General features: G+C 45.8%; 13 protein-coding genes. 8 read left to right on the top strand and 5 right to left on the bottom strand.

Features of this window, described 5'->3' with window-relative positions:
- Positions 1-36 precede the first annotated feature (36 nt).
- Positions 37-831, top strand: coding sequence for a hypothetical protein (locus NWE73_RS12240; RefSeq protein WP_277578617.1), 795 nt, complete (start codon positions 37-39; stop codon positions 829-831).
- Positions 832-921: 90 nt separating this feature from the next.
- Here the strand turns inward: NWE73_RS12240 and NWE73_RS12245 are convergent, their stop codons facing one another.
- The gene (locus NWE73_RS12245) at positions 922-1581 is read right to left on the bottom strand and encodes an O-methyltransferase (protein ID WP_277578618.1); all 660 of its coding nucleotides are present in this window, start codon (positions 1579-1581) and stop codon (positions 922-924) included.
- A 93-nt stretch (positions 1582-1674) separates the two neighbouring features.
- Here NWE73_RS12245 and NWE73_RS12250 point away from each other — a divergent pair, with 93 nt between their 5' ends.
- The 6 genes from NWE73_RS12250 (at position 1675) to NWE73_RS12275 (ending at position 7101) form a co-directional block, all read left to right on the top strand.
- Positions 1675-2190: an OmpA family protein gene (locus NWE73_RS12250; protein WP_277578619.1), complete on the top strand. Its 516-nt coding sequence runs from the start codon at positions 1675-1677 to the stop codon at positions 2188-2190.
- 49 nt (positions 2191-2239) lie between these two features.
- Complete coding sequence (locus NWE73_RS12255) at positions 2240-2923, top strand: HAD family hydrolase (protein ID WP_277578620.1); 684 nt, start codon at positions 2240-2242, stop codon at positions 2921-2923.
- A 111-nt stretch (positions 2924-3034) separates the two neighbouring features.
- Positions 3035-4024, top strand: a complete 990-nt coding sequence (locus NWE73_RS12260) for an ABC transporter ATP-binding protein (protein ID WP_277578621.1) — start codon at positions 3035-3037, stop codon at positions 4022-4024.
- A complete protein-coding gene (locus NWE73_RS12265; protein ID WP_277578622.1) occupies positions 4024-4992 on the top strand; it encodes an ABC transporter ATP-binding protein in 969 nt (322 codons plus the stop codon). The genes NWE73_RS12260 and NWE73_RS12265 overlap by 1 nt, the downstream gene beginning before the upstream one ends.
- Positions 4993-5059: 67 nt before the next feature.
- On the top strand, positions 5060-5938 hold the full coding sequence (locus NWE73_RS12270) for a PilZ domain-containing protein (RefSeq protein WP_277578623.1): 879 nt from the start codon (positions 5060-5062) through the stop codon (positions 5936-5938).
- Positions 5939-6030: 92 nt separating this feature from the next.
- Positions 6031-7101 (top strand): hypothetical protein, encoded by a 1071-nt coding sequence (locus NWE73_RS12275; RefSeq protein WP_277578624.1) that lies wholly within the window; start codon positions 6031-6033, stop codon positions 7099-7101.
- Between the two features lie 76 nt (positions 7102-7177).
- Here NWE73_RS12275 and NWE73_RS12280 read toward each other — a convergent pair whose 3' ends face one another.
- From NWE73_RS12280 to trxB, 4 genes are all read right to left on the bottom strand, one after another.
- A complete protein-coding gene (locus tag NWE73_RS12280; protein WP_277578625.1) occupies positions 7178-7978 on the bottom strand; it encodes a hypothetical protein in 801 nt (266 codons plus the stop codon).
- A gap of 44 nt (positions 7979-8022) precedes the next feature.
- Positions 8023-9573: an FAD-binding oxidoreductase gene (locus tag NWE73_RS12285; RefSeq protein ID WP_277578626.1), complete on the bottom strand. Its 1551-nt coding sequence runs from the start codon at positions 9571-9573 to the stop codon at positions 8023-8025.
- Positions 9574-9679: 106 nt separating this feature from the next.
- On the bottom strand, positions 9680-10171 hold the full coding sequence (locus NWE73_RS12290) for a response regulator (protein ID WP_277578627.1): 492 nt from the start codon (positions 10169-10171) through the stop codon (positions 9680-9682).
- 7 nt (positions 10172-10178) lie between these two features.
- Complete coding sequence (trxB, locus tag NWE73_RS12295; RefSeq protein WP_277578628.1) at positions 10179-11132, bottom strand: thioredoxin-disulfide reductase; 954 nt, start codon at positions 11130-11132, stop codon at positions 10179-10181.
- A gap of 198 nt (positions 11133-11330) precedes the next feature.
- Here trxB and NWE73_RS12300 point away from each other — a divergent pair, with 198 nt between their 5' ends.
- The gene (locus NWE73_RS12300) at positions 11331-11570 is read left to right on the top strand and encodes a 2Fe-2S iron-sulfur cluster-binding protein (protein ID WP_328517232.1); all 240 of its coding nucleotides are present in this window, start codon (positions 11331-11333) and stop codon (positions 11568-11570) included.

Consider the following 11570-nt stretch of genomic DNA (forward strand, 5'->3'; position numbering starts at 1 on the left):
TTCCTCTTTCGGGAATTCTCACGCTACATTAGGCTCATGATTTTTGAATCCCTCGAATTTTTCCTGACGCCAACAACTCCCCTTGCACGCAAGTATGGATTTCTTTATTCATCTATCTCTTTGAAACACAGATACGAGCGCTGCAAGAAGATGTGGATTCCCCATCTTAAAAACTGTCAGGATCTTTTCACCGACGCCGTGGCCTCTTTGCCGCAAAAGAAAAGCGTGGTCATCTTGGGAAGTGCTCATTTGCATGAAATCCCCATGCATTTGCTCCTGGAAAATTTCGAACAGATCACTTTGGTGGATGTGGTTCACCCCTTAAAGCATCATTGGCTGGCGAAAAGAAATCACCGCGTGAAACTGATCACTCAGGATTTGACAGAAGCTCTTCAGCATCTTGAAAAGTTAAACTCTTTGGATGAATTGCATGCTTTGGGACAAGAGCTGGCAGGGAAAGATCTGTTCCACTTCGAGGCAGATCTGATTGTTTCCGCGAATCTTCTCTCGCAACTGGCACTTCTGCCCATCGATGCGATTGAGAAAAAGCTAAAACGCGAATTGACCGTCGACGAAAAAGATCAAATCTGCACTGATTTCGCCCAGACTCATTTGAAAAATCTGGAAGGCTGCAAAGGCAAAAAACTGATCTACGCGGATCGTGAAGTGATTTACAAAGACCCCCAAGGGGAAGTCATCTATCGCGGGCATTATCCTGTGAACTTCGCGGGCTACAAAGAACTTAAGAAATGGAATTGGGTCTTAGCTCCCCTGGGCGAAGCTTCAAAAAAGTATTCTGTTGAAATGAATATTGAAGCTTACAGCAAATAGCAGAATTGAGAGCCCGCTTGATCACAACTTGCGGCGCCGGTGCCGCATTGCTCCCTTGGCTGAGTGCGAACCATCAGCAAATACAAGGCACTATTTTTTCACAGCGACAAACAAACCTTCAAAGGTTGGTGCAATTGCGCTGTCATAAAGATCAGGATTTGCCAGGCGTTCATTGAACTCGCGCAAAATACGAACCTGCTTTTCGGAAAACTTCTGCGAAGTCATATCACCCCACAAAGAGCCCGACAGAAAAATATTATCCGCCAAGATCAAACCACCCGAACGCAGATTTTTTTCAGCCCATAGCAGATAATCCAAATAAGCGGCCTTGTTGCCATCAATGAAAACTCCGTCGAAAGGCCCCTGCGCAGAAAGACTTTCCAACTCTTGACGGGCATCGCCCATCACAAGATGGATTTTCTTTTTACTTTGATCGATCTTCGAAAAAGCTTCTGCTGATTTTTCGCCGTGCTTGGGATCTTTTTCCAAAGTCCAAAGCTCCCCACCGTCTGGCAACGCTTCAAAAATATATTGTGCCGACAAGCCCGTCAGAGTTCCAATTTCCACAAACTTGCGGCAGCCATGCATCTTCACCAGTAGGGCAATTAACTTCGCTTCCGGAGCCGAGATACTGATACGAGCCAGACCCAACTCTTCCGCAAACTGACGCGATAGTTTTTTATTCTCACTCTCGCTGGAGAATAATGAGCCTAAGTATTCTTCTTTGTTTGATAGCACTGATTCACGCATGAGCCTATCCTCGCATGGCCCTTCGTCAATGTTAACAGGAAGTTCATTTGCGACAGGTGCCAGCGAAGAATAGCCTGTTAAAAGGAGGATCACATGAAGAAATTATCTGCATCGCCAGCATTCACCGTGCCCATCCTCCTCTTTGTCGCCGCCTGTTCAACAATGCCTAAGGATGATTTCAACTATCCACTCCGACCTCATGACATCACCGAGGGTCCTCCGCCCTCAGGCCTTCAAGGGGCCTCCACGGATTTGCGCAGGAATAACAAGCTTTCAACTCTGAGCCAACAGGTCATCTTTGACTATGCCAGTGCAGATTTAAATGCTTCAAGCAAAGAAGCTCTCGATCAAATAGCTGAAGAGATGAAAAAAAGTTCCAGCTCTTTTCAAAAAATTCGCATCTCGGGCTTTACTGATGCCCGTGGCTACCCTTCACGAAATTTAGATCTGTCACAACGTCGAGCCGATAATGTGCGCAAATATCTTATTTCAAAGGGAGTTCCCTCAGATAAATTGGAATCCATCGGCATGGGCTCAGCCGGCTACGATGATCCCCGCTCCAACAACATGACCTCTGACCGAAGGGTGGAGTTTGAGATCGTACAGTAGGTACGTTTTGGATTGTGCAATGACATGATCGCGGGCAAAATACGGGTCTATGAATCAGCACCCACTTCTTGTCTTCGACCTCGACGGAACATTAATTGATTCCGCTCCTGATATTATCACTGCCGTGAATCGCACTTTGACCGACAATGGAAAACCGGCGCAAAGCGATGCGGAGATCATCGCCCATATCGGGGAAGGTCTGAAGAAACTGATCGCCGATTTATTTAAGGCCGACAATCTTGAAGCCCAGCGGATCAATGAACTGGAATTGGAATTTCTTCACAACTACCATGCAGAAATGCTTAACAAAACTCGCATCTTTCCTGGCGTTGAAGAGTTCTTAGGCTCCTATCCAGGCCCCATTGCCATCATCACCAATAAAAACGAAGCTCCGGCAAAAAAGATCGTGGAGCACCTGAAGCTCCACCGCTTCCCTTGGGTTAACATCTTTGGGGCCGACACCCTGGAAGAACGCAAGCCCAGCCCCCTGCCTTTGCGGACCATGATGAAATTGGCCGGGCATGGGACTCACAACACGATCATGATCGGCGATGGCATCCCCGACATGGTTTCGGCTCAAAATGCCGGTGTCCCCTCCATTGCCATCGACTTTGGTTATACCGCCCCCGCTATTTTGAAAAAATACGAGCCACGCGGAATCCTAAAGCACTACAATGAGCTTCATAAAATGGTAAATGAGCTGTTCCCGGCCGAACTGGTAGAGCCAGAATAAGTCGATAACGCAACCCCGCCAGAAAAAAGAACCTGGCACATTATCACGACTTGCCTCAGGGCGGCGTGAAATATATAAGATGAAAACTTTCAGAATGGGGGGCTGTCTCCAGTGAGTGATATCCTTTTAGAGGTCCAAAATTTAAAGACGGGTTTTAAAACCGACGAAGGCGCTTTCCGCGCAGTCGACGATGTTAGTTTCTACGTTAAAAAGGGTCAAACCCTTGGAATCGTAGGCGAATCTGGTTGCGGCAAATCCGTAACTTCTTTGTCTGTGATGCGTTTGATTCAAAAACCGGGATCTATTGAATCCGGTAAGATACTCTTTAAAGGCCAAGATCTTCTTAAACTCTCTGAAGATAAAATGCGTACGATCCGCGGTAACGAAATCGCGATGATCTTCCAAGAGCCTATGACCTCTTTGAACCCGGTTTACACGATTGGTGACCAAATCGAAGAAGCGGTTCTTTTGCACCAAAAACAATTCAACAAAGAGCAAGCTCGCGAGCGCGCGATCGAAATGCTTCGTTTGGTTGGTATCCCAGCTCCTGAAAAACGTTTCCACGAATATCCGCACCAACTTTCGGGCGGTATGAGACAACGTGTGATGATCGCAATGGCGATCTCTTGCAATCCTGAACTTTTGATCGCCGATGAACCGACGACAGCTCTTGATGTGACAATCCAGGCACAAATCCTGGATTTGATGAGAAAGCTGCAAAAGGAATTCAATGCCGGCATGATTCTGATCACTCATGATCTTGGTGTCGTTGCAGAAATGTGCCAAGAAGTGGCTGTGATGTATGCAGGCCGTATCGTTGAGTTCGGTACTGTGGAAGATATCTTCTATCGTCCGAAGCATCCTTACACTCGTGGACTTTTGGATTCGATCCCGCACTTTGAAACAGGTCACAAGCTCGACCAGTTGAAAACAATCAAAGGGATGGTTCCAAGTCTTTACAATCTTCCTGTAGGCTGCCGCTTTGCGGATCGTTGTCCTTACGCTCAAGAAGATTGCCGTCAGATTTACCCTACTCTTGAAAACATGCGTGGCATTCACAAAGTGGCCTGCCATCATCCATTGTCTGAAGAGGTAAAATAATGAGCACTCCTCTTTTGAAGGTTGAAAATCTAGTTAAGTCTTTCCCAATTCACGGCGGAATTTTCAGTCGTGAAATCGCCAGCGTTAAAGCGGTGGCGGACGTTTCCTTTGAAATCAAAAAAGGGGAAACACTGGGTCTAGTTGGCGAATCAGGCTGTGGTAAGTCGACACTTGGTCGCTGCTTGACCCGCTTGCATGATCCTTCTTCTGGAAAAATTATTTATAATGGAAAAGATATTACGAACATCAAAGGCGAAGAGCTGCGCGAGATTCGTAAAAAAATTCAAATCATTTTCCAAGATCCGTTCGCATCTTTGAATCCACGTATGACAATCGGTTCTGTTCTTGAAGAGCCGTTGATCATCCATGGTATCGGCGAAACACCAAAAGACCGTTTGGATCGCGTGCATGAATTGATCGACCTCGTCGGTCTTCGTCGCGAACATTTGAATCGTTACCCTCATGAGTTTTCAGGTGGACAACGTCAACGTGTGGGTATCGCCCGCGCTTTGGCCGTGAACCCTGAATTGATCATCTGTGACGAGCCGGTTTCCGCTTTGGACGTTTCCATCCAGGCGCAAGTTATCAACTTGTTGATGGAACTTCAGAACAAATTGGGACTTACTTATGTTTTCATCGCCCATGACCTTAAAGTCGTAGAACACGTTTCTACACAAGTGGCAGTGATGTATTTGGGTAAAATCGTTGAGCAAGCGGAAGCCGAGGAACTTTATAGAAATCCTAAGCATCCTTACACAAAAGCATTGATGTCAGCGATTCCAGTTCCAGATCCACGCCGCAAAGAAGAACGTATCATTTTGACTGGGGACGTTCCTTCTCCAATCAATCCTCCGTCAGGCTGTCACTTCCACCCTCGTTGCCCTATGGCGATCGAAGAGTGCAAGACCAAGGTCCCGACATTGGAATTGAAGTCTTCAAATCACACGGCGTCCTGCATTCGCGTATAAAGAAGTCCACAAAGTTGACCGATAACTCCTTGGAACTTAGGTCTCAGTCTTAAGTTTTAGGGAGTTTATGAAAACACAAGGCAAGGTCTGGCTATTTTTCGACTCAGAAACGAAAGCGCAGTCTAAACCATTTTCGTTGGTTCAGGCGCAGGCCCACCTATTGACCTTGAATCCCTCTGAATTCAATAAATTCTTTCTTTGGACTCCCGGTTGGGACGACTGGATTTGCATCAAAGAATTCCTTAAAAGTGAGCAAAAATATTTTGTAGTCATGCAGCCTCCAAAGCCACCTTCTGAAGATGGTACTGGGGCAACACCTCCTCCTCACCCTGGTCGATCTTCTGACAAGGGATTGGGTGAAGAGACCCTGACAGCTACGCACAATGCGCCTTCGTCCAGAGATCCCGACAGTCCTTACACTCAGGTGGTCGCGGGCGAAGCTGTGAAGCCGCAAGACGACTATGGATATTTTCACCAAGACTTTAACGGTGATGATCTGGATCTTAAGAAGATCGCCCAGATTAAAGCTGATCCTACGACAAAAAAGAAGATCACTCCACGCGAGGCCCCGAAAGAGGAAGAACGTCGCTCAGGATCAGATCGTCGTAAAGATGCTCGTCATAATTTTAAAATTGAAGTGGTGTTGGTTTCCAAAGCTCGTTCATTCAGAACTTACTCACGAGATATTTCTTTAAGCGGAACTCAGCTTGAAGATGAGATCCCGAAAGATTTCTTAAACCAGCCTTTCGACCTGATCATAGTAAATCCATTCGAACGAGATCCTGCAAAAGCGCGCTTGCTATTCCGAGCAAAAATCGTAGGTGACATGACAGATCCGCGCCGTTTGATGTTTATCGAGCAGGATGTTGCGATGACGTTAAGATTGGATGCCCTATTAAAAGCCTATGTCGCATATCAAGCGCAGATACGTAAAACTGCGGGCTAGTTTTACTTCCCTTGTTAAAAAATTAATAAAACGTAATAAAGTTCCCTTAACAGTGCGCCGATATCTCATATTGAAGCACGTTAGGAGAGCACATGAGTACATTGAAGTACGGTGTCGCATTTGGAACTTTAATATTCGGTATCAGTGCCTGTGCACCCAAAGTGGATGAACAATCCTCTTCAGGTAAATACCTCTATGCCGTAAGCGGCGGTTGCTATGTTGGCAGCGCGACAGCATCTTCTGCAGCAAAAACCATTGTGCGCTACAACCTCTCTACTGGAAATATTGATCGCACCATTATCGACTACAATGCTATCGCGGGTGACACTCCTGTTGCGGCTATCAATTCTGATGATAGCAACATCCTGGTCCTTGTTGAGAACACTGCAGGCCGTCGCGTGGACTCTGTTAACAAACTCACTGGCGTTCGCACAACTTTGACAACTCTGGTTGGAACAACGACAGTCGCACGTGATCTCGTTGCTCTTAAAAATGGAGGCTATCTAGTGCCTCGCTCTGCTGCGATGGAAAAATACAACTCAGCCTTTGCCCGTGTTTTTTCAAACGCCGCAAATCCTTGGATGAATGGTCCCGGTGGTACTTGTGCAACTTCGACAACTACGGTTTCGCGTGCAGTTGAACTGGCCAATGGAAAAGTTATTTTCTCACACGGTACTGCCAGTCAAAATCGATTTGGCATTCTTCCCGCAACCATGGCGACTCAAGCTGATTGTTTGCAGGGACAAGCTTCTCCGATTATCGCTTCGGCATTTCCAACGGCCATGACCTACATTCCTGATGCAGGCGGCGCTGGGATCGGACACTTGTTAGTTGCTTATGCAAGTGCCACAGGTGCGACAGTGGCTTCTAATTTAATTGGCCAGTACGCCATCACCGAATCTTCAAACGTGATCACTCCGAGCGCTGCTACCAATGCCGCAGCTTTCGCAGACACGTCGATCATCAACGGTCCTTCTGCGATGGTTTATGATTCTGATTCTGGATATTTGTATGTCGCCAATGGTTCAACGAATCTCGCGAATACCATTGAGAAATTCACCTACAATGCTTCGACGAAGCTGCTTACTCGCGTCGGCACTTCTTCTTTCGCACCAGAGACGATCAACAGCCGTTGTATCAACTCTATGTTTTTAGCTAATTAAATTTTTTTTGGAACGTTTTTCAGGTAAAACAAAAACCTGCGTCGTATAAAGGCGACGCAGGTTTTTTATTGTCCTCTTAATGAAGAGGTAAGTTGGTATTGCGCTCGTAGACCTCAATCCACGACATATAGCGCTTCATATCCTGAACATAGGAATTTGACTCTGGCGTTGCAGTGTTTTGGACGATCGCTTTTGTTCTGCCAAAGTAAATGTAAGGAAGATAGTCAACGTATCGATCCGGCGTCACAAAATCCAATTTATTGATCACCACTCGGCGCTTGAGTTCACCCAAAGCCTCGATCAAATACCCCATCGTGGCGAGGGCTGCATTTTCAGGAATATATAAATTGTCAGGAGTAACCCCAAAGCGCTCAGCCACCTTCGTCGGAACAATTTTAATTTGCGTGGGACCACGGCTGTTGTTCGACGGATTGCGATCGGAGCCCTCAAGATAAATCTCGATGATCTTTGCCAAACGAACCGCCCACGGCATCGCCTCTTTCAACCGGTAGCGTTTGCTGGTGAAAAACAAAGACTCGCGCCCAAGAATTCCCACCGACATATGAGCTAGCAGATTATACTCAGCCCCGTGAACACCATAAAGCTCTTGCAATTCCGCTTTATGCGCGACCAAGGCATGAATGAAAAGACGAACTTTTTCCGTACGCACTTCTTCGTGGGTTGGAAGCAACAGGATGTCACAATTGGCACAATCATTTTTCATCCACTCCCATTTTTGATAGCCATTACTATCTAATAGAGAGTGCTCCTGGATCAGGGTCTGTTCCAGAGGTGAAAGGGCAAAGCTGCTGTCAACAAAACCGACAGAGACAAATAATGCCACTAAAATTGAGAGCCAAACGCGATTTAAAGACATTACGTCCTCCGCCCGCCTGTTATTGCAACTGGCACACCAGGGAACTAGTTCTGCGTTTTCTTAAGATGAAATATAAAGTCTGATTCAAATATGTTTGCTGGATCGACTTGCTCTTTCATTTTAAAGAACGATTGAATATTTTCTCTATCCCGATGATTGATTTGATCAACACTCCACCATCTGTGGTAGGGCCAATAGAAAGTGCCACCAAGGTCTTGGGATCCCTGAATAAGCTCCTGAGTCCAGACCGAGCCATCGTACTGAACTTGAAGACCATTTCTTAGATTCTTTGCCTCTTTGATATTGAAATACAAAACCACCGCGACCAGATCTTGCTTATCCGAGTATGGCGACAATATACCGTCATTTTTCTTTTCAATTTTAGGGATATATCTCATGGTCACATTCATCAGGTCTAACTGATGTTTATTCGTGGTCTCTTTGAGTCGCTCCAGAAATGGTTCGAGCTTATCCACGGGCAAGAAGTACTCTTGTAGAATATCCACAGATTCTTTTTTATTATAAAAACTATCAAACAAGAACTGAACGGGGTTGTTCAGAATATTGTTTTTTGTTTTTCTGGCCCCTGTCTTTGGCAACCCCAAAAACTTGTCGAGGAAGTCCTTTACATACTTTCCAAAGTTGGATGTCGGGCGATAGCGCATGAGATTCATGACCATCGCTGATGCCCATCTGTTCTTTTCAACCAAATCCAGCTTCCACCCCTTCCAAGTTGCAGGTTCAGCCTTCTCATTGATTGGCTTCCACTCCACATAGCTGACTTTCTGAAAGGACTGATTCCCAGAAATATTCACTCGCGCATAGTGCATAATATCGTCAGGTTTCTGGGGTAGATTTTTGAGATATTCCATGTATTCGCTCACGGAAACATCTTTGGTCGAATGAGCTTCATAGAGATAGTTTTTCTCAACCTTCAAAGTGACTTCGGTAATCACCCCAAATGCGCCGTAACCACCGATAATGGCACGAAAAAGTTCAGGCTCGATTTCGCGACTGACTTTCCTTTCCACTCCATTCGCATCGATAAATTGAATCGCTTTTATTGAATTCGCCAAAGGGCCATGCACATCTCTACCATGAACATTTGTCGATACACTTCCACCGATACTAAAAATATTCGACGATTGCTCTGTCATCGCAGCAAGACCCCGCTCATTAAGAAAAACTGAAAGGTCTTTCCAAGTGACTCCGGATTGCACTGTCACTTCATTCAACGCAGGTTCAAATTTAAGAATTTTATTATAACCGATCATGTCGAGCTGAATAGCTCGGGGATTTCCATGTGTGTCTTCAGATTTGCGATTGTGCCCGCCATGACTGTGATTGGTCCCTTTGACGGTGATCTTCAAATCATGCTCTTTGGCGTAAGCAATCGCCTGAAGAATCTGCCCTTTGCTTGAAGGCGCAGATATATAGGTCAGGGCCTTTTCCGTTCGCGAAACATCCATCACCTCACGTGTCTCAAACTGAGACTTGACGTCAGTGACAAAGATGGCCTCACATCTGTTTGCAGAGTGCGCAGTAGCCCCCACTAAAAATGTATTTAATAGCAAACAAATGGTTAATTGCTTCATGACAATTAATCACTTCAATTTTGATGCTCAATTTTATGGGCGAACTAACGAAATGAGGCTCACCCCCCAAGCCCGAAGCAAGGGGGAGAACTTAAATTGATTCTATCTAGGGATTCAACTTCAGAAGCGTTTCAACAGTCTTCTTTAGCTTCTCAACATCAAAAGGCTTTTTGATGTAATCATCAGCGCCGATTTCGAACGCTTTCTTCATGTCTTCTTCAGAAGCTTGTCCTGAAACGAAGACCAAGGGAATTTTCTTAAGGTCTTTGTGCTCTTTCAACAATTGCGCGAGCTCAAAACCATTCACCCAAGGCAAACCCACATCCATCAAGATCAAATCGACAGAGTGATCATCCAGAACTGTGGACAGCTCTGTGGCATCAGCCGCCATCTTGATCACATGCCCTTCCATTTCCAAGATTCTTTTCATCGCGTGGCGCATAGTTTCGTCGTCTTCGATAACCAAAATCACTTTTGGGTCGAGCTTCTTCTTTACTTCACGGAACTGATCTAAAGACACCACATCCTGACTTGCGATGCGGGCCTTTGTCATCTTCTCAATCTTGGTAACCAAATCCTTGGTATTGATCTTTTTCATACTATCCTTAGTGTGATTCTTGACCTTCAAGCCATCTTTCAGCATCAATTGCCGCCATACATCCCGTACCCGCTGCAGTGATTGCCTGACGATATACGTGATCTTGTACGTCTCCCGCGGCAAACACACCGGGAATATTCGTATAAGTCGTATTTGGCTGAGTCACAAGATAACCTGTCTCGTTCATATCGAGAACACCTTTAAACAAATCAGTGTTCGGCTTATGACCGATGGCTAGGAACAGACCCGTCACTGGCATCTCTTTAACCGTTTCATCGACCACATTACGGATTTTAGCGCCCGTCATGCTCTTACCGTCACCGATAACTTCGATAACTTCAGAATTCCAGATCACTTCGACCTTAGGATTCTTCATAGTTCTTTCAGCCATGATTTTAGAAGCTCTGAAATGATCGCGTCTGTGAACAAGGTAAACCTTTGAAGCAAAGCGAGTCAGGAATTGAGCCTCTTCCATTGCCGTATCACCACCGCCAACAACGACGATCTCTTGATTGCGGAAGAAAGCTCCATCACATGTTGCACAAGCGGAAACGCCGCGGTTCATGTAAGTTCTTTCAGAAGGAAGTCCCAAGTACTTCGCACTTGCACCCGTCGAGATAATGATAGTTTTCGCAAGGTGAAGTTTGTCACCAATCCAGACTTTGAATGGACGTTGAGAGAAATCAACTTTAGTGACGTTGCGAGTGATGAAACGTGTTCCAAATCTTTCGGCTTGTTTTCTCATCACACCGATCAACTCTGAACCAGTCACACCGTGTTCGAAGCCTGGGAAATTTTCAACTTCAGTTGTAAGCATCAACTGACCGCCGGCTTCTTCGCCTTCGATCATCAATGGAGCCAAGTTCGCGCGAGCGCTATAAATAGCTGACGTCAAACCCGCTGGGCCTGAACCGATAATAATAACGTTTTCAATTTTTGTATCTTGAACTTCTTGAGACATAGGTACCTTTCACACTTCGGTTTCACCGAAGTAAGCTCTACACTTCGGCTTCACCAAAGTAAGACCATAATTACGGACTTAGGCTATCAATAAACACCCCCCTTTTCATTAGTTCTTTACTTGTTTTGGACCGCGTCAGTACAATGAGCCATGCCTTTGATTTCTTTTAAGAAAAACAGAACTCCCCTAACAGTTCCCATGGGGGCCAACCTGATGCAGGCCCTGCTCGACGCTGGGTTGCCGGTCGCCTCCAGCTGCAGCGGGGATGGGGTTTGCGCCAAGTGCAAAATTCAAGTCATTGAAGGGATGCGGAATATTAGCCCGGAAAATGCTACTGAGAGCTTTCTTCGTGAAAGCAAAGGCCTTCCCGGGGATCAGCGCATAAGCTGCCAAGTTCAGGTCCTTGGGGACATTACCATCGATACTACTTACTGGTAA

The organism is Bdellovibrio svalbardensis, from assembly GCF_029531655.1.
Taxonomy (GTDB): domain Bacteria; phylum Bdellovibrionota; class Bdellovibrionia; order Bdellovibrionales; family Bdellovibrionaceae; genus Bdellovibrio; species Bdellovibrio svalbardensis.